Annotated in this window: 17 protein-coding genes; 12 read left to right on the plus strand and 5 right to left on the minus strand. The window is 59.5% G+C overall.

All coding sequences use genetic code 11. The annotated features are described in order from the left end of the window. The first annotated feature begins 14 nt into the window (after nucleotides 1–14). The 6 genes from AC07V0_RS11860 (at nucleotide 15) to AC07V0_RS11885 (ending at nucleotide 7,000) form a co-directional block, all read left to right on the plus strand. A complete protein-coding gene (locus tag AC07V0_RS11860; RefSeq protein ID WP_018928633.1) occupies nucleotides 15–1,379 on the plus strand; it encodes an aspartate aminotransferase family protein in 1,365 nt (454 codons plus the stop codon). Nucleotides 1,380–1,561: 182 nt separating this feature from the next. Continuing rightward, nucleotides 1,562–2,656 (plus strand): polyamine ABC transporter substrate-binding protein, encoded by a 1,095-nt coding sequence (locus AC07V0_RS11865; RefSeq protein ID WP_018928634.1) that lies wholly within the window; start codon nucleotides 1,562–1,564, stop codon nucleotides 2,654–2,656. Nucleotides 2,657–2,894: 238 nt separating this feature from the next. Continuing rightward, nucleotides 2,895–3,992 (plus strand): polyamine ABC transporter substrate-binding protein, encoded by a 1,098-nt coding sequence (locus AC07V0_RS11870; RefSeq protein ID WP_086944379.1) that lies wholly within the window; start codon nucleotides 2,895–2,897, stop codon nucleotides 3,990–3,992. 61 nt (nucleotides 3,993–4,053) lie between these two features. Then, complete coding sequence (locus tag AC07V0_RS11875) at nucleotides 4,054–5,196, plus strand: ABC transporter ATP-binding protein (RefSeq protein ID WP_018928636.1); 1,143 nt, start codon at nucleotides 4,054–4,056, stop codon at nucleotides 5,194–5,196. Continuing rightward, nucleotides 5,193–6,113 carry an ABC transporter permease subunit gene (locus AC07V0_RS11880; protein ID WP_018928637.1) on the plus strand — a complete coding sequence of 307 codons (921 nt, stop codon included), beginning with the start codon at nucleotides 5,193–5,195 and terminating at the stop codon, nucleotides 6,111–6,113. Before AC07V0_RS11875 ends, AC07V0_RS11880 begins: the two co-directional genes overlap by 4 nt. Next, the gene (locus AC07V0_RS11885) at nucleotides 6,110–7,000 is read left to right on the plus strand and encodes an ABC transporter permease subunit (RefSeq protein WP_018928638.1); all 891 of its coding nucleotides are present in this window, start codon (nucleotides 6,110–6,112) and stop codon (nucleotides 6,998–7,000) included. The genes AC07V0_RS11880 and AC07V0_RS11885 overlap by 4 nt, the downstream gene beginning before the upstream one ends. Before the next feature lie 142 nt (nucleotides 7,001–7,142). Here AC07V0_RS11885 and AC07V0_RS11890 read toward each other — a convergent pair whose 3' ends face one another. Both AC07V0_RS11890 and AC07V0_RS11895 read right to left on the minus strand, forming a co-directional pair. After that, nucleotides 7,143–9,545: a penicillin acylase family protein gene (locus AC07V0_RS11890; protein ID WP_086944380.1), complete on the minus strand. Its 2,403-nt coding sequence runs from the start codon at nucleotides 9,543–9,545 to the stop codon at nucleotides 7,143–7,145. 103 nt (nucleotides 9,546–9,648) lie between these two features. Continuing rightward, nucleotides 9,649–10,227, minus strand: a complete 579-nt coding sequence (locus tag AC07V0_RS11895; RefSeq protein WP_086944381.1) for a DUF6436 domain-containing protein — start codon at nucleotides 10,225–10,227, stop codon at nucleotides 9,649–9,651. A 97-nt stretch (nucleotides 10,228–10,324) separates the two neighbouring features. Between AC07V0_RS11895 and bipL the strand changes: the two genes are divergently transcribed. Further along, nucleotides 10,325–11,272, plus strand: coding sequence for a phospholipase BipL (gene bipL, locus AC07V0_RS11900; RefSeq protein WP_018928641.1), 948 nt, complete (start codon nucleotides 10,325–10,327; stop codon nucleotides 11,270–11,272). Between the two features lie 42 nt (nucleotides 11,273–11,314). Here the strand turns inward: bipL and AC07V0_RS11905 are convergent, their stop codons facing one another. Beyond that, the gene (locus AC07V0_RS11905; protein ID WP_018928642.1) at nucleotides 11,315–12,067 is read right to left on the minus strand and encodes a DUF2059 domain-containing protein; all 753 of its coding nucleotides are present in this window, start codon (nucleotides 12,065–12,067) and stop codon (nucleotides 11,315–11,317) included. Between the two features lie 133 nt (nucleotides 12,068–12,200). Here AC07V0_RS11905 and AC07V0_RS11910 point away from each other — a divergent pair, with 133 nt between their 5' ends. Next, on the plus strand, nucleotides 12,201–12,833 hold the full coding sequence (locus AC07V0_RS11910) for a 2OG-Fe(II) oxygenase (protein ID WP_018928643.1): 633 nt from the start codon (nucleotides 12,201–12,203) through the stop codon (nucleotides 12,831–12,833). Nucleotides 12,834–12,835: 2 nt separating this feature from the next. Next, on the plus strand, nucleotides 12,836–13,321 hold the full coding sequence (locus AC07V0_RS11915) for a 2-thiouracil desulfurase family protein (RefSeq protein ID WP_018928644.1): 486 nt from the start codon (nucleotides 12,836–12,838) through the stop codon (nucleotides 13,319–13,321). Nucleotides 13,322–13,350: 29 nt separating this feature from the next. Here AC07V0_RS11915 and AC07V0_RS11920 read toward each other — a convergent pair whose 3' ends face one another. Next, nucleotides 13,351–13,935 (minus strand): transporter substrate-binding domain-containing protein, encoded by a 585-nt coding sequence (locus AC07V0_RS11920; protein ID WP_064621014.1) that lies wholly within the window; start codon nucleotides 13,933–13,935, stop codon nucleotides 13,351–13,353. A 140-nt stretch (nucleotides 13,936–14,075) separates the two neighbouring features. On the opposite strand from AC07V0_RS11920, the gene AC07V0_RS11925 reads away from it, so the two are divergent. Continuing rightward, a complete protein-coding gene (locus AC07V0_RS11925) occupies nucleotides 14,076–14,501 on the plus strand; it encodes a DUF4399 domain-containing protein (protein ID WP_086944382.1) in 426 nt (141 codons plus the stop codon). Between the two features lie 77 nt (nucleotides 14,502–14,578). On the opposite strand, the gene serA is transcribed toward AC07V0_RS11925, so the two are convergent. Continuing rightward, nucleotides 14,579–15,808: a phosphoglycerate dehydrogenase gene (gene serA / locus AC07V0_RS11930; protein WP_018928647.1), complete on the minus strand. Its 1,230-nt coding sequence runs from the start codon at nucleotides 15,806–15,808 to the stop codon at nucleotides 14,579–14,581. Nucleotides 15,809–16,012: 204 nt separating this feature from the next. On the opposite strand from serA, the gene AC07V0_RS11935 reads away from it, so the two are divergent. Next, nucleotides 16,013–17,407 carry an FAD-binding oxidoreductase gene (locus tag AC07V0_RS11935; RefSeq protein ID WP_018928648.1) on the plus strand — a complete coding sequence of 465 codons (1,395 nt, stop codon included), beginning with the start codon at nucleotides 16,013–16,015 and terminating at the stop codon, nucleotides 17,405–17,407. 38 nt (nucleotides 17,408–17,445) lie between these two features. After that, on the plus strand, nucleotides 17,446–18,111 hold the full coding sequence (locus tag AC07V0_RS11940) for a fumarylacetoacetate hydrolase family protein (RefSeq protein ID WP_018928649.1): 666 nt from the start codon (nucleotides 17,446–17,448) through the stop codon (nucleotides 18,109–18,111). The last annotated feature ends 151 nt before the right edge of the window (nucleotides 18,112–18,262 follow it).

Genomic DNA, 18,262 nt, shown 5'->3' on the forward strand with positions numbered 1-18,262 from the left:
CAAGGAGAATTCGCATGACCAGCAACAACCCGCAAACCCGTGCATGGCAAACCCTGAGCAATGATCACCACCTGGCCCCGTTCAGCGACTTCAAGCAGCTGAAAGAGAAAGGCCCGCGGATCATCACCAATGCCAAGGGTGTTTACCTCTGGGACAGCGAAGGCAACAAGATCCTCGACGGCATGGCCGGTCTGTGGTGCGTCGCGATCGGCTATGGTCGCGATGAACTGGCCGATGCCGCCGCCAAGCAAATGCGCGAACTGCCTTATTACAACCTGTTCTTCCAGACCGCTCACCCGCCGGTGCTGGAGCTGGCCAAGGTCATCGCTGAAATCGCGCCTGAAGGCATGAATCATGTGTTCTTCACCGGTTCCGGTTCTGAAGGCAACGACACCATGCTGCGGATGGTTCGCCACTACTGGGCGATCAAGGGCCAGCCGAAGAAGAAAGTCATCATCAGTCGCAAGAACGGCTATCACGGCTCCACCGTGGCCGGCGCGAGCCTGGGTGGCATGACGTACATGCACGAACAGGGCGATTTGCCGATCCCGGGCATCGTCCACATCGCCCAACCGTATTGGTTCGGTGAAGGCGGTGACATGACGCCACAAGAGTTCGGTATCTGGGCGGCCAATCAGCTGGAAGAGAAGATTCTGGAAATCGGCGTCGACAACGTCGGTGCCTTTATTGCCGAGCCGATCCAGGGCGCCGGCGGCGTGATCATTCCGCCAGACAGCTACTGGCCGCGCATCAAGGAAATCCTCGCCAAGTACGACATCCTGTTCGTGGCCGACGAGGTGATCTGCGGTTTCGGTCGTACCGGTGAGTGGTTCGGTACCGATTTCTACGACCTCAAGCCCCACATGATGACCATCGCCAAAGGTCTGACGTCCGGCTACATCCCGATGGGTGGCCTGATCGTGCATGACGATGTGGTCGAGGTGCTCAACGAAGGTGGTGATTTCAACCACGGTTTCACCTATTCCGGGCACCCGGTGGCCGCGGCGGTGGCGCTGGAAAACATCCGCATCCTGCGCGATGAGAAAATTGTCGAGCATGTGCGGGCAGAAACGGCACCTTATTTGCAAAAGCGTCTACGGGAACTGAACGATCACCCGTTGGTGGGGGAAGTGCGTGGGGTCGGTCTGTTGGGGGCTATCGAGCTGGTTCAGGACAAGGCCACTCGCAAGCGTTACGAAGGCAAGGGCGTCGGCATGATCTGCCGGCAGTTCTGCTTCGACAACGGCCTGATCATGCGCGCCGTTGGCGACACCATGATCATTGCTCCGCCACTGGTGATTACACCGGCTGAAATCGACGAGTTGGTGACCAAGGCGCGCAAGTGCCTGGACCTGACCCTGAGTGCGTTGCAGGGCTAAGTGCTAGGCTCTGAGCGAGGTGCAATGTCTGCACTTCGCTCAGTGCAAACAAAGGATGGGGCTTTCCTTGAAAGCCTGCCTTGGATCTTGCCAGACTAACGGTTGTTCGGATGCCCTGTAACAGGCTGCTGAGCACGTGGTTAAAAAGAAAAACTGGAGCATTACCCATGAAGGCATTAGGTATGAAGATAACTGGCAAGACCCTCCTCGCCATGTCCCTGATGGGCGTGATGGCGGGCGCCGTTCAGGCCGACGATAAAGTGCTGCACGTGTACAACTGGTCCGATTACATCGCACCGGACACCATCGCGAACTTCGAAAAAGAGTCCGGGATCAAGGTGGTGTACGACGTATTCGACAGCAACGAAACCCTGGAAGCCAAGTTGCTGGCAGGCAAGTCCGGTTACGACGTTGTCGTACCGTCGAACAACTTCCTCGCCAAGCAAATCAAGGCCGGTGTTTACCGGGAGCTGGACAAGTCCAAGCTGTCCAACTACGGCAACCTGAACAAATCACTGCTTAAAGCGGTTTCCGTCAGTGACCCGGACAACAAACATGCCTTCCCTTACATGTGGGGCTCGATCGGGATCGGTTACAACCCTGAGAAAGTCAAGGCAGCACTGGGCGTCGACACGATCGATTCCTGGGACACCCTGCTCAAGCCTGAAAACATTGCCAAGCTCAAGGGCTGCGGCGTGAGCTTCCTGGATTCGCCGACCGAAATGCTGCCGGTCGCCCTGCATTACCTGGGTCTGCCAACCGACAGCCAGAAGAAAGAAGACATCAAGAAAGCCGAGGAGCTGTTCCTCAAGATTCGTCCTTCGATCACCTACTTCCACTCCTCGAAGTACATCTCGGACCTGGCCAACGGCAACATCTGCGTAGCCGTCGGCTATTCGGGTGACGTCCAGCAAGCCAAGTCCCGTGCTGCCGAAGCCGGTGACAAGGTGAAAGTCAGCTACGCCATTCCAAAAGAAGGCGCTGGCAGCTTCTACGACATGGTCGCAATCCCCAAGGATGCGGAAAACGTCGAGGGGGCCTACAAGTTCATGAACTACCTGCTGCAACCGAAAGTAATGGCTGACATCACCAACGCTGTGCGTTTCCCTAACGGTAATGCTGAAGCCACCCAGTATGTGAGCAAGGACATCACTTCGGATCCGGGCATCTATCCGACTCCTGAAGTACAGGCCAAGCTGTATGCGATCGCTGATTTGCCAGCCGCCACCCAGCGTGAACTGACCCGCAGCTGGACCAAGATCAAATCCGGTAAATAAGTAATAAACCCTGTAGCAGCTGCCGAAGGCTGCGTTGAGGTCCGAAGGACCTCCGCTTTTCGACAGCACAACTGCTTCGCAGTTGAACGCAGCCTGCGGCCGCTGCTACAGGATCTTCATAAAGTTTGCTGGAACGGTTTTTCGAGGGTAAGTTGCGCGCCGGTTTTGTTGTCAGGCAGCCATGGCTGTCATGTAGCGCGGGGCAACTTGGGCCCAACTAATTTTAGAGGACCTCCACTTGCCTGTTTTTTCTTTGTTGCGCAATGCCCTGCTGGTCGGCGCCGGGCTGACGCTTGCCGTCAGTGCCCAGGCCACCGGCACGGTGCATATTTATAACTGGTCGGACTACATCGGTGAGACCACCCTGGCCGACTTTCAGAAAGACGCCGGTATCAAGCCGATTTACGACGTATTCGATTCCAACGAAACCCTGGAAGGCAAATTGCTGGCCGGGCGTACCGGTTACGACGTGGTCGTGCCGTCCAACCATTTCCTTGGCAAGCAGATCAAGGCCGGCGCTTTCCAGAAGCTCGACAAGTCTAAGCTAGGCAACTATTCCAACCTCGACCCGGTGTTGCTCAAGCGCCTGGAGCAGAACGATCCGGGTAACCAATATGCCGTGCCATATCTGTGGGGCACCAACGGCATCGGTTACAACGTCGACAAGATCAAGGCTGTGCTGGGGCTCGACAAGATCGACTCCTGGGATGTGGTGTTCGAGCCGCAAAACATCAAGAAGCTGCACAGCTGCGGCGTCGCGTTCCTCGACTCCGCCGATGAAATGATGCCCACGGTCCTCAATTACATGGGCCTGAACGCCAATAGCACCAACCCCGAAGACTACAAAAAGGCCGAGGCTAAATTGCTGGCGGTGCGGCCTTATGTGACGTACTTCCACTCATCCAAATACATCGCGGACCTGGCCAACGGCGATATCTGCGTTGCAATCGGTTTTTCCGGCGATATGTTCCAGGCCAAGGCCCGCGCGGCTGAAGCCGGTAAAGGCATAAACATCGCCTACTCGATTCCAAAAGAGGGTGGCGCGCTCTGGTTTGACATGCTGGCGATCCCCAAGGATGCGGCCAACGTCAAGGAAGCCCACGCCTTCATCAACTATTTGCTCAAGCCTGAGGTGATCGCCAAGGTCAGCGATACCGTGGGCTACGCCAACCCAAACCCTGGGTCGGACAAACTGATGGAACAATCCATACGCACCGACGCGTCGGTTTATCCGCCGCAAGCGGTCCTCGACAAGATGTACGTGTCCATCGAGTTACCGCCGAACATTCAACGTTTGATGACGCGCAGCTGGACCAAGGTCAAGTCGGGCAAATAGCGTCAAACTATCCAGGTTCGCCACGTTGAGCGAACTGCAAATTCTGTTGGGAGTTTCGTAAATGGCAGTTGCCTCCGGCGCCTATAAGAAAGCCCTCGAGGGCGACCAATCACCTAAACAGGTGTTGGTCAAAATCGACCGGGTCACCAAAAAGTTCGACGAGACGATTGCCGTGGACGACGTGTCCCTGGAAATCAAGAAAGGCGAAATCTTCGCCTTGCTCGGCGGCTCGGGTTCGGGCAAATCCACCTTGCTGCGGATGCTGGCAGGTTTCGAACGGCCCACGGAGGGGCGCATTTTCCTCGATGGTGTAGACATCACTGACATGCCGCCGTACGAGCGGCCGATCAACATGATGTTCCAGTCCTATGCGTTGTTCCCGCACATGACCGTGGCGCAGAACATCGCCTTCGGCCTCAAGCAGGACAAGATCCCGACGGCCGAGGTCGATGCCCGCGTGGCCGAGATGCTCAAGCTGGTGCAGATGAGCGAGTACGCCAAGCGCAAACCGCATCAGCTGTCCGGTGGTCAGCGTCAGCGCGTGGCCCTGGCGCGTTCGTTGGCCAAGCGGCCGAAGCTGTTGTTGCTCGACGAACCGATGGGCGCGCTGGACAAGAAGCTGCGTTCGCAAATGCAGCTGGAACTGGTCGAGATCATCGAACGCGTCGGCGTAACCTGCGTCATGGTGACCCACGACCAGGAAGAGGCCATGACCATGGCCGAGCGCATCGCGATCATGCACCTGGGCTGGATCGCCCAGATCGGCAGCCCGATCGACATCTACGAAACCCCGACCAGCCGCCTGGTCTGCGAATTCATCGGCAACGTCAACATCTTCGAAGGTGAAGTGGTGGACGACGCCGAGGGCCATGCACTGATCACCTGCAAGGATCTGGACCGCAACATTTACGTGGGTCACGGCATCAGCACCTCGGTGCAGGACAAGTCCGTTACCTATGCGATCCGTCCGGAAAAACTGCTGGTGACGGCCGAAATGCCGACCTGCGAACACAACTGGTCCAGCGGCAAGGTGCACGACATCGCCTACCTCGGCGGCCATTCGGTGTTCTACGTCGAACTGCCGAGCGGCAAGCTGGTGCAGTCCTTCGTCGCCAACGCCGAGCGCCGTGGCCAGCGCCCGACCTGGGGTGACCAGGTTTACGTGTGGTGGGAAGACGACAGCGGCGTGGTACTTCGCTCATGAACATGCGCAAACTCAAACGCCGGCTCAATCGAATACTTCCCGGTGGCCGTCAGCTGGTCATCGGGGTTCCGTTCATCTGGCTGTTCATGTTCTTCATGCTGCCGTTCTTCATCGTCCTGAAGATCAGCTTCGCTGAAGCCGACGTGGCCATTCCGCCGTACACCGAGATCTACACCTTCGTTGACCAGAAACTGCAGGTGCTGCTCAACCTGGCCAACTACGCGATGCTGGGCGATGACGAGTTGTACATCGCCGCTTACCTAGGCTCGCTGAAGATGGCGCTGTTCAGCACCATCCTCTGTCTGCTGATCGGCTACCCGATGGCCTATGGCATTGCCACCGCCCGCAAAGAGCTGCAAACGGTGCTGGTGCTGCTGATCATGATGCCGACCTGGACCGCGATCCTGATCCGCGTGTATGCGTGGATGGGCATCCTCAGCAACAACGGGCTGCTCAATGGTTTTCTGATGAGCATGGGCTGGATCGACGAGCCGTTGCAGATCCTCAATACCAACCTGGCGGTTTATATCGGGGTTGTTTACTCCTATCTGCCGTTCATGATCCTGCCGCTCTACGCCAACCTGGTGAAACACGATCACAGCCTGCTGGAAGCCGCATCGGACCTCGGTTCGAGCAACTTCAACAGCTTCTGGAAGATCACCGTGCCGCTGTCGAAAAACGGCATTATCGCCGGCTGCATGCTGGTGTTCATCCCGGTGGTGGGGGAGTTCGTGATCCCGGAACTGCTCGGTGGTCCGGAAACCCTGATGATCGGTAAAGTGCTCTGGCAAGAGTTCTTCAACAACCGCGACTGGCCGGTGGCGTCTGCCCTGGCGGTGGTGATGCTGGCAATCCTGATTGTGCCGATCATCCTGTTCAACCGCAGTCAGGCCAAGGAAATGGAGGGTAAAGAATGAAGCGCTTCCGTTTCTCGAACCTGATGCTGGTGCTGGGTCTGCTGTTCATCTACGCGCCAATGCTGATCCTGGTGATCTACTCGTTCAACGCCTCGAAACTGGTAACGGTGTGGGGCGGCTGGTCGGTGAAGTGGTACGTCGGCCTGCTCGACAACACGCAACTGATGGGCTCAGTGGTGCGCTCGCTGGAAATCGCTTGCTACACGGCGATAGCGGCGGTGGCATTGGGGACGCTGGCGGCGTTCGTGCTGACCCGCATCACCCGCTTCAAGGGCCGCACACTGTTTGGCGGCCTGGTGACGGCGCCGCTGGTGATGCCGGAAGTGATCACCGGTCTGTCGCTGTTGCTGCTGTTCGTGGCCATGGCGCAGATGATCGGCTGGCCGCAGGAGCGCGGCATCGTCACCATCTGGATCGCTCACACCACATTCTGTGCAGCCTATGTGGCGGTGGTGGTGTCGGCGCGCTTGCGTGAATTGGATTTGTCCATCGAAGAAGCGGCCATGGACCTCGGTGCGCGGCCATGGAAAGTGTTCTTCCTGATCACCATCCCGATGATCGCGCCGTCACTGGCGGCCGGCGGCATGATGTCGTTTGCCTTGTCGCTGGATGATTTGGTGTTGGCGAGCTTTGTTTCGGGGCCAGGGTCGACGACCCTGCCGATGGAAGTGTTCTCGGCGGTGCGTTTGGGCGTGAAGCCTGAGATCAATGCCGTGGCCAGCCTGATTCTGCTGGCGGTGTCGCTGGTGACCTTCCTGGTCTGGTTCTTCAGCCGTCGCGCCGAAGAAAGCCGCAAGCGTGCGATCCAGCAAGCCATCGAGGAAGCCGCTGCCGACTCCTGGAAACAACCGGACGTACGTCGGGCGCAGGCACCGGAAGCGGCTTAAAACTGCTGCCGATCAAAAGATCGCAACCTGCGGCAGCTCCTACAGTGGAATGTGAATCCCGTAAGAGTTGCCGCAGGCTGCGATCTTTTGACTTTATGGCCCAGAGTTTTGCGGCGAAGGCGTCAGCCCGGCCAGAAAAAATCTACCGCGCCGGCAACAGCTTCAAGGTGCTGCGGGTATTGGCCATCACTTCTTCCTCATTGAAATTCGCCTGGTAATAAACCCCTTCGATATACGCCTCGGCTTGGTCGGCATAATGGCTGTCGAACGGCACGCCGCTCTGGCCCACCGGGTTGATGGTCAGGCTGTGGGCCGGGTCGGCGAAGTCGATCAGCCGCCGGGTCGACGGGCCGTAGGTCACGGGCCACGGCGCCGGGCCGATCTTGGCCGAGAGGTTGTTCGGTACTTCGTGGGTGCCGGGGGCCGCGAATGGGCCAACGTTGAAAATCTGGTCCAGGGGCTTTTGCATCCCCAGCGGATGGCCGTGGGTCAGGGTGTGCGCCTTGCCCCACTGCCATTGCGCGGAATCGGCGCCAAGGGTGGCTTTGAGATGAGCCATGCTCGCTTGCCAGGCCACCTTGACCGTATCGGCGCGGGTTTCCTTGCCAGGGGTGTTGCGGTTGTCCCACCACGGCGAGTCGGCGGAGGCCGCCAGGCGCGGCAGCGCGGCATCGATCACCCGGGTCGGGAGCAGCGTTTCGAAGAAGTCATTGCCCAGTTCATCGCGCAGCGCCGCGTCGGCGAGGTTGAACAGGAACTGGTTGAACAGGGTGGCGCTGATGGAGTCCAGCGGGTAATCGCCGCTCCACTGCGCCAGTTGCTCCACCAGTTTGAGTTCGGCCGGATCGCTCACCACTTCACGCAGTACCGGCAGCAAAGGCGCCAGCAAGCGCGGCCCGTAGGCGGTGGTGGTACCCAGTTGCAGCTTCTGGTTGGCCGCGTTGTCCCACTTCACGTTCTTGTCGCTGAGCTGGCGATTGAGCTGCTGCCCGCGATCGGCGAGGTTGTAGTAGCCGGGAATTTCCATGCCGGTCGGCGACACCGGTTGGAAGTTGGCCGAGACGATGTAGCCCCGCGCCGGGTTCTCTTCCTGCGGGTTGGCACTGAACGGGTAAAAACCTTCCTTGTCCGCCTGAGGGGTGCTGCCGTCGAGGATGAAACCGGGCTTCACCCCGGCCGGACGCTTGGGCAGCAACGCCGAGGCCCACCAGCCGATGTCGCCCTTGGCGTTGGCGTAGACGATGTTCAGCCCCGGTGCCTGAACCTTGGCGGCCGCGGCGCGGGCCTTGGCCAGGGTGTCGGCGCGGTTGAGCTGGTAGAAACCGTCGAGGATCGGATTCGGGGTTTCGAGGAACGCCCACCACATGGCAACCGGCGTCTTGCCGGCGGCAGTGCCAAGCGCATCGTTGACGATCGGGCCATGGGGCGACTGGCGCAGCGTCAATGTGACCGGTGACTGGCCTTTCACTGCGATCTGTTGTTCGGTGGTGACCATGTCCACCCACTTGCCGCGATACCAGACCTGGTCCGGGTTGTCCGGGTTGACCTTCTCGGCGATCAGGTCCAGATCGTCGTTCTGGAACATCGTCAGGCTCCAGCCGAAGTCCAGGTTGTGGCCGAGAAATGCAAACGGCACCAGCGCCTGATGGTAGCCATACAGCTCGAAGCCTGGCGCCGACAGGTGCGCCTCGTACCACACTGACGGCACCGAGAAGCGTATGTGCGGGTCACCGGCCAGCAGCGGCTTGCCGCTTTTGCTGCGGTTGCCGGAAATCACCCAGGCGTTGCTGCCTTCGAATTGCGGCAGGCCGTGGTCGGCCAGAGCCTGCTCACTCAGACGGGCAAGGGCGTTCAGGTCTTTCCAGTCACTGGCGGCGAGGACCGGCGCGGGGCTGGGGCGCCTTTTGGCCAGCAGGCCCTTGGGCTGCCAGTCGAGGTCGAAGATGTTCAGGTAATCGGCGCCCAGTTGGTCACGCACGTAAGTCAGCAAGGGTTCGGTGCGAAACGCCGCGGCAAAGCTGTAGGCCATGTAGCCGGCGATGCTGATGCTGTCTTCGGCGGTGAAAGGGCGCTTGGGGATTCCCAGCACGTCGAACTCTACTGGCGCGGCGTGGCTGTCCTGATATTGATTGATGCCGTCCAGATAGGCTTGCAGGGCCTTCCACGCCGGCGACTCACGATCCAGCGCGGCCACGTAACTGTCAGCACGTTCGCGGATGCGCAGGCTGCGAAACAGTTTGTCGGTGTCGAGCAGTTTCGGGCCGAGGACTTCGGCCAGCTCACCACGGGCCAGGCGCCGCACGGCTTCCATCTGGAATAGTCGGTCCTGGGCCTGCACGTAGCCGAGGGCGCGGTAGAGGTCGGTTTCGTTTTCGGCGCGGATATGCGGCACGCCGCGCTCGTCGTAGCGCACGGTCACTGAGCCTTGCAGATGCTGCAACGCCACCTGGCCCTGGCGCGTCGGTTGTTTGCTGTACACATACCAGCCGCCCCCGGCGGCGAGCGCGACGATCAGCAAGGCAAGTACGGTCAGGACGCGTTTCATGGTGGCTCCTTGTTCTTTCGGGATTGCCGCCCGTGTGGGCTGCAAACGTGTAGCACAGACCTCCTGTGCCGGGCATCGCGGTCCTGGAAAAGTCAGGAATGCCTTACTTCGCCACCGCGGGCCACGGGCAGTAGCAACCCACCGCCATCGTATGGGTGGCGTTCACCGCCCTGCCTGCGTTCAGCGCTTGCAGGATAGGCTCGATAAAACTGTTGCTCGAATTGCAGGTCAGGCCTTCGCTGTACGGGCCGAAATATGCCAGCTTGCCGTCGCGGTCCCATATCGCCACTGCCGGACTGGCGGGAATCTGTTCGGAGCCAGGCAGGACAGCGAGGGTTTTCAGGCGGCTCAAGGTGCCGGGCAACTGGCCGTGACTGCCGGGCTTTTGTACCGTATAGAACTCGACGCCCTGCGGTACATATTGCTCAACCAGTTCAGTCAGGTGTTGTTGGTTGCCGACATTGCATGGGCAGGCCGGGTCCCAGAAGTGCACCAGGCGAATGGCGCCGGGGCCGGCGAGTTCGTCGGGCAGGCGCAACGGGTCGCCGGAGAACACGGCGGTGTGCGAACTGAAGGCTCGCAGGTAGCGTCCCTGAAACCAGTCGTAAGCGGCCCACAGCACACTGGCACACACAAGGGCGAGCAGGCTGGCAAGCAGTGTGGTGCGATAGGCCGGGCGCATGGGTTTCAATCCTCGAAGGTCGGCTAGCTTGCCATGCTTGCTGCGACAGATGAATATCGCAGGCCGATAAAGTCCGTTTAGCGCTCTGGAATAGCCCATGTCTGCCACTTTCGACCCCGATCATTTGCGTGCCAGCCTGCGGCCGTTGGCCGAGTGGCGGCCGCTGTCGACGGAGGCCATGGCCTATCAGCGTTTTTACGGGCTGGATTTTCCACAGCGGACCCTGCGCCGTGGCTTGGGGCGTTTCGAGATCGATGGTTATGAAGTGGTCAGCCAGCTCTGGTGGCCCGAGCGGGCGAAGGCGACGCTGTTTCTATTTCACGGCTTCTACGATCACACCGGGCTCTACCGGCATGTGATTGAGTGGGCGCTGGACCAAGGGTTTGCGGTAATCGCCTGCGACCTGCCGGGGCATGGCTTGTCCAGTGGCGAACGGGCGAGTATCAAGGACTTCGCCGAGTACCAGAGCGCCCTGCAAGGCCTGCTGGCCGAGGCGCAGTCGTTGGGCCTTCCGCAGCCCTGGCACTTGTGCGGGCAAAGCACCGGCGGGGCGATTGTGATCGACCATGTACTCAATCAAGGTGCGAGCAGCCCGGCCCAGGGGCAAGTGATTCTGCTGTCGCCCTTGGTGCGGCCGCGAGCCTGGGGTTGGTCGCGGCTCAGTTATTACCTGCTCAAGCCGTTTGTCAAAGGCATCGCCCGGCGCTTCAGCGAGAATTCCAACGACCCTGACTTCCTCGCGTTCCTGCAGGCCGATCCGCTGCAACCGCTGCGTCTGCCAACGGCCTGGGTCGGTGCGCTGGGACGGTGGATCAAGCGTATCGAAGCGGCACCGAGCAGCCCGCGGCGGCCGCTGATCGTGCAGGGGCAGGCGGACATGACCGTGGATTGGGAGCACAACCTTGAAGTGCTGCGAGGCAAGTTCGATCGGCCCCAGGTGTTGATGCTGCCTGAGGCGCGGCATCATCTGGCGAATGAGTCGCCGGGGCTGCGGCAGGAGTATTTCGGGTTTTTGACCAAGCGCATGAGTCGGGATCGGCGGTGACATTTCGATAGTCTTCGCGGGCCATTTCACGGACGCCAAAAATTACTGGGTCAGGCTCGACGTACTTTGCCCCACTGCCAACCCCGCCCGAATCGCCGCCAATGCCGCTTGGTAATAAGCCTTGCCTTCAGAGGACTCGGCAAAGGTCGAAAACTCTTCCAGTTCGTCATCCGACAGGTCGCGATAGACATACAGCAGCGTGTTGTTCAGGTCGGCGCCGATCTGCTCCATCAGGCGCTGGCGCTGACCGTTCAACATGCCTTGAGCCTGACCGTTGCCGAGCAGGCCGGGGATCATCGAACTCAGGCTGTCGGCCGCGACGCCTGCGATCGCCAGGCTGACTTCAGCGCCGGCCTCGCGGGCGGGCAGGGCCTGGGCCAGGTGGCCGATGATCAGTTGACGGGTATCGCTGGCTTGCATCTTCGGCAAGCCCTTGGCGTTTTTCGCCAATTGATCGCGACGGGTCGCCAGCAGTTCGGCGGCGACGATTTTCTTGCCCAGGGGCGATTGAAAGAAGGTCAGCGCAGGTTTCGGGTCGGCGAGCTTCTTGCGCAGTTGCGCTTCGGCGCGCTGGTCCATGGCCTTGGGGGCGAACCGCAGATTGCTGTTGTCGACCAGGGCCTGGAACACTGCCGGTGGCAAGCTGTTCTGATAGCGCTGCTGAGCGGCCGAGAGAGCATCGTTGAAATGCGCGCGTTGTTCTGGCCAACCGGCGACCTTGTACAACTGGTCGTGGCCGTCCGCCCAGGCGGGCAAAACGCAGAACATCAACAGTGAGAAAAGCAAGCGACGCATAGGGACTCCTGTCAGCAGGCGACTATTCTCCGTGCGGCATTCGTACTTGTCGAGAATTCGTATCAGGTTGAGTACCTTATCCGACCAATCCTCCGCTGCGTGGCTCTGTCGGATTTGCGGGCACAGGAATACTATGCGCGCCATGCACATACCCTCTGATCATCCACTGCTGTTACGTATCGTCGACGACCTGGCCGAACACGGCTGGTCGCAGCAGAATATTTTCCTGCCCCTGGACCTGACCCGGGCGCTGGCCGCCGAATGTCGTAAACGTGCCGCCGAGGGTGAGCTCGCCCCGGCCGCCGTGGGGCGCGGGGCGTTTTCGGAGATTCGCGAGGGCATTCGCGGCGACCATATCCAGTGGCTCGAACCCGGCCAGGCCGAGTCCTGCGACAGCTACCTGGGGTTGATGGACAGCCTGCGTGAGGCGATGAATCGTGGTTTGTTCCTGGGCCTGGAAGATTTCGAAAGCCATTTCGCCCTATACCCGCCCGGCGCTTTCTACCTCAAGCATGTCGACCGTTTCCGTGACGACGACCGGCGCATGGTCTCGGCGGTGATCTACCTCAACGACGCCTGGCTGCCCGAGCATGGCGGTCAGTTGCGCATGTACCTGGACGAAGGCGTCGAGCACGATGTGGTGCCCACCGGCGGATGCCTGGTGGTGTTCCTGTCGGGCGACGTGCCCCACGAAGTCCTGCCCGCGACCCGAGAACGCCTGTCCTTGACGGGCTGGTTCCGCCGTCGTGGCAACGAGCCGTTCTAATCATGCAAAAAATTCTGGTAAGCCGCTGTTTGCTCGGTCACCGCGTCCGTTACGACGGCGGGGCCAGCGGGCCGTTCGATCTGTTGGAACAGTGGATTGCCGAGGGCCGGGTGGTGCCGTTGTGTCCGGAAGTCGCCGGCGGGTTGCCGACACCCAGGGCTGCGGCGGAAATTCCCGGCGGGCAGGGCGGTGAAGTGCTTGATGGCCTTGCATCGGTCATCACCACCGAGGGCGAGGACGTCAGTGCCGAGTTTCTATCGGGGGCTTCTCAGGCGCTGGAGCTGGTGCAACAGCACGGCATCCGGATTGCCGTGCTCAAGGCCAACAGCCCGTCTTGCGGGAATCTGCTGACCTATGACGGGACGTTCAGTGGAGTGAAGGTCAGCGGTGAGGGCGTGACCGCCGCGCTGCTCAAGCGCCATGGTGTGCAAGTCTTCAGCGAGCTGGAGTTGCCGCAAGCGGCGCAGGCCCTGGCAACCCTGAAGTAACAGCCCGCAGGGTTACTCATTCGCCCGAATCAAGGTTTCGGCGCCACACCCGCATCTGCCCCAAACCACTTTTGCTCCAGCGCCTCCAGCCGGCCATCGGCCTTGATCCGCTGCATTGCATTCTCAAGGCTGGCATGAAACGCCGGATTACCCTTCTGAAACGGAATCGCCAGGCTCACAGGGGTGGCCTTCGGTTTTTGTTCCGTCAGCGACTGCACCAACAGGATTGATCGCGGTTGCTCTTCTTTCTGCGCGATCAATTGTGCGTTGGTGTGAATGTAAGGTTCGCTGAAGTCGAAACGATCCTTCAGGTCCGGGGTCAGTGCTATGTGATTGATGGCAACGTCGTATTTGCCGCTTTCGACGCCGGTCATCAGATCGTCGGAATCGGTGACGACGAAGTCGGCCCGTACATCCAGCTCATTGGCCAGCAGTTGACCCAACTCGACCTCGAACCCGGTCAGTTTGCCGTCATCCTTGAAATTGAAGGGCGGTGTATTAGCCTCAAGAGCAATGCGCAATTCGCCGCGGTCGTTTACATCGTCCATCAGTTCGGCATGAGCCAAAGGGCTCAAAAGGGGTAGCAGGCAGATCAGGCCAGGCAAAAAGCGCATGGTCACTCCTTTGAATTCATTTATCTATCGCGACGCGCTGTTCAGGCTCGCTTTGCTATGGTTATTGAGTGCCTTCGACAACGAATGGCCGTTAAGTTGTTCACGGTCGAGCGAATTTTACGGAAAAACTGGAGAAGAGAATGAAAAGCTTTATGTCACGAGCAGCATTGGCTGGTGTGCTGATGGGTGTTTCGGTGCTGGCCGGTGCCGCCACCCCGGCTCCGAAGGGGGCAGAAGTGTTCATCGTATCTCCTGCGGACGGAGCCACGGTCGCGCAAACCTTTACAGTGAATTTCGGCGTCAAGGAAATCGCACTGGCACCAGCGGGCGACACCACCAAAAACACTGGGCACCACCATCTGCTGATCGATGTCGACAAACTACCGGCTGCCGGCGCTCCGATTCCAAACGATGCCAATCACATGCACTTTGGCAAAGCGCAGACTCACGCTGAAATCAAACTGGCACCGGGCAAGCACACCTTGCAGCTCGAACTGGGCGACAGCGGTCACATGCCGTTCGATCCGCCGATCGTGTCGAAGAAAATCACCGTGACGGTGAAGTAGCTTTTCCACAGCGATGAAAAAGCAGCCGTAAAAAAGGGAGCTCCGAGGAGCTCCCTTTTTTGTCGCTCAAGTCGCGATCAGAACAACACGCGGCAACGAATGGTGCCGTTGATGTGCTGCAGCTTCTCTTGCGCCATTTCCGAGTAATCGGCATCCACGTCGATCACGACGTAGCCGACTTTCTCGTTGGTCTGCAGGAACTGACCGGAAATGTTGATGCCGTTTTCGGCGAAGACCTTGTTGATCTCGCTCATCACACCCGGAATGTTTTCGTGGATGTGCAGCAGACGGTGCTTGCCAGGGTGAGCCGGCAAGGCCACTTCCGGGAAGTTCACGGACGATACCGACGTACCGTTGTCGCTGTACTTGACCAGTTTTTCCGCCACTTCCAGGCCGATGTTGGCCTGCGCTTCAGCGGTAGAACCACCGATGTGCGGGGTCAGGATCACGTTGTCCAGGCCACGCAGCGGGCTTTCGAACTCTTCTTCGTTGGAGCGTGGCTCCACCGGGAATACGTCGATGGCCGCGCCGATCAGGTGCTTGTCCTTGATCGCGTCCGCCAGGGCGTCCAGTTCGACCACGGTGCCGCGCGCGGCGTTGATCAGGATGCCGCCCTTCTTGATGGCGCGGATTTCCTTCTCGCCGATCATCCACTGGGTGGCAGCGGTTTCCGGAACGTGCAGGGTGACGATGTCGGACATGCCCAACAGCTCGTGCAGGTTGCCGACCTGGGTGGCGTTGCCCAATGGCAGCTTGGTCACGGTGTCGTAGAAGTAAACCTGCATGCCCAGGCCTTCCGCCAGGACCGACAGTTGAGTGCCGATCGAGCCGTAACCGACGATACCCAGCTTTTTACCGCGGATTTCGAAGGAGTTGGCTGCGCTTTTGATCCAGCCGCCACGGTGGCAGGAAGCGTTCTTCTCAGGGATGCCGCGCAGCAACAGAATCGCCTCGGCCAGCACCAGCTCGGCAACGGAGCGAGTGTTGGAGTACGGCGCGTTGAATACCGCGATACCGCGTTCGCGAGCCGCGTTGAGGTCGACCTGGTTGGTGCCGATGCAGAAACAGCCGACAGCCACCAGTTTCTTCGCGTGATCGAAGATCTCTTCGGTCAGTTGAGTGCGGGAGCGAATGCCGATGAAGTGAGCATCAGCGATCTTTTCCTTCAGCTGGGCGTCCGGCAGAGAACCTGTGAGGTACTCGATGCTGGTGTAGCCCGCCGCCTTGAGGACGTCGACAGCCGATTGGTGGACGCCTTCGAGAAGAAGGAACTTGATCTTGCTCTTATCGAGAGAAGTCTTGCTCATCTGCGTAAACCTGTGTCCCGGAGAAAAAATGGCAGGGAAGGGAGCAGCCAGAGCTGACCCGGACGGCAGGAAAGCCGTCGCCGCAGAACAGCCTTTGGGCACTATCCTGCGGGGTCGGTATGCTAGCATATGCGACCTGCTAACACTCATTCTGCGACGTGAAGCGTACTCAGGATGACCATGAATTGTTCGAGAGTTCTGTCGATGACCAATCCTGCGCTGATTGATGAGCTGAAGACCCTGGTTGAGCCTGGCAAGGTGCTGACCGACGCCGACTCCCTGAACGCTTACGGCAAGGATTGGACCAAACATTTCGCCCCGGCCCCGACGGCCATTGTGTTCCCCAAGACCATCGAGCAGGTCCAGGCCATTGTCCGTTGGGCCAATGAACACAAGGTTGCGCTGGTGCCGTCCGGCGGTCGTACCGGGCTTTCTGCCGCAGCAGTGGCGGCCAATGGCGAAGTGGTCGTGTCCTTCGACTACATGAACCAGATTCTCGACGTGAACCTCACCGATCGCACCGTTGTTTGTCAGCCGGGCGTGGTTACCGAACAATTACAGAACAAGGCTGAAGAGCACGGTTTGTACTATCCGGTGGACTTCGCTTCGGCAGGTTCCAGCCAGATAGGTGGCAATATCGGCACCAATGCCGGCGGGATCAAGGTGATTCGCTACGGCATGACCCGTAACTGGGTGGCCGGCATGAAAGTCGTCACCGGCAAGGGCGATCTGCTGGAACTGAACAAAGACCTGATCAAGAACGCCACCGGCTACGACCTGCGTCAGCTGTTCATCGGCGCTGAAGGCACCCTGGGTTTTGTCGTCGAAGCCACCATGCGTCTGGACCGTGCGCCGAAAAACCTCACCGCGATGGTGCTCGGTACAGCCGATTTCGATTCGATCATGCCGGTATTGCACGCGTTCCAGAGCAAACTTGACCTGACTGCCTTCGAATTCTTTTCCGACAAAGCCCTGGCCAAGGTCATGGCACGCGGCGATGTGCCGGCGCCATTCGAATCCGACTGCCCGTTCTATGCGCTGCTGGAATTCGAAGCGACCACCGATGAAGTAGCCAACCACGCCCTGGAAACCTTCGAGCACTGCGTCGAGCAGGGCTGGGTGCTGGACGGCGTGATGAGCCAGAGCGAAACCCAGTTGCAGAACCTCTGGAAGCTGCGCGAGTACATCTCCGAAACCATTTCCCACTGGACGCCGTACAAAAACGACATTTCGGTCACTGTGTCGAAAGTCCCGGGGTTCCTGAAGGAAATCGACGCGATCGTCGGCGAACACTACCCGGACTTCGAAATCGTCTGGTTCGGCCACATCGGCGACGGCAACCTGCACTTGAACATCCTCAAGCCGGATAACCTGAGCAAGGATGAGTTCTTCGCCAAGTGCGCCACCGTCAACAAGTGGGTGTTCGAAACCGTCGAGAAGTACAACGGTTCGATTTCCGCCGAACACGGCGTGGGCATGACCAAACGTGACTACTTGACCTATAGCCGCTCACCGGTTGAGATCGAGTACATGAAAGCCGTCAAGGCGGTGTTCGACCCGAACGGCATCATGAACCCGGGCAAGATTTTCGCTGTTTGATTCTTCGAATTTTAAGAGCACGAAGCAGGAGTCGGTCAATGAGCTATCAGCACCAGTATGTCGACGGAACGCGTATTCATTTTCCGCTGGGGAAAGTGGTGTGCATCGGCCGCAACTACGCCGAACACGCCAAGGAACTGGACAACCCGGTGCCCACCGAACCACTGCTGTTCATCAAGCCCGGCAGCTGCGTGGTGCCACTGGAAGGCAGCTTCAGCATTCCGACCGAGCGCGGTTCGGTGCATTACGAAGCAGAAATAGCGGTGCTGATCGGCAAGCCATTGTCGACCAAGCCGAGCCGCGAAGAAGTGCTGGATGCCATCTCCGGCTTCGCCCCGGCCCTGGACCTGACCCTGCGCGACAAGCAGGCCGAGCTTAAAGCCAAGGGCCTGCCGTGGGAAATCGCCAAGTGCTTTGACGGTGCGGCGGTGATTGCGCCATTCGTGGCTGGCAGCACGTTTACCGACCTGACCGACATCGGCATCCGCCTGACCATCAATGGTGAAGTCCGCCAGGATGGCAACACCAAGGACATGCTCAATCCGATCGTGCCAATGATCCAGTACATGGCCGGCTGCTTCTCGCTGCAGGCCGGTGACGTGATCCTCACTGGCACGCCGGTGGGCGTTGGCCCGCTGAACGTCGGTGACGAACTGGTGCTCGAATTGCCGGGTGTCAGCCGCTTTACCAGTAGCGTTCTCTAAAAAGCAAAAAACCGCAGCCTGCCGCAGGCTGCGATCTTTTGATCTTGGCTGCCCACACAGGGCAATCCGGCCATTTCCCGTTTTTTTCACATTTTGTCTGGATAATTCCGGGGCTTATGGCATCTGAGCCTGTCCCAATGTGCTATTACCC

The organism is Pseudomonas sp. GW821-FHT01E10 (assembly GCF_059422365.1).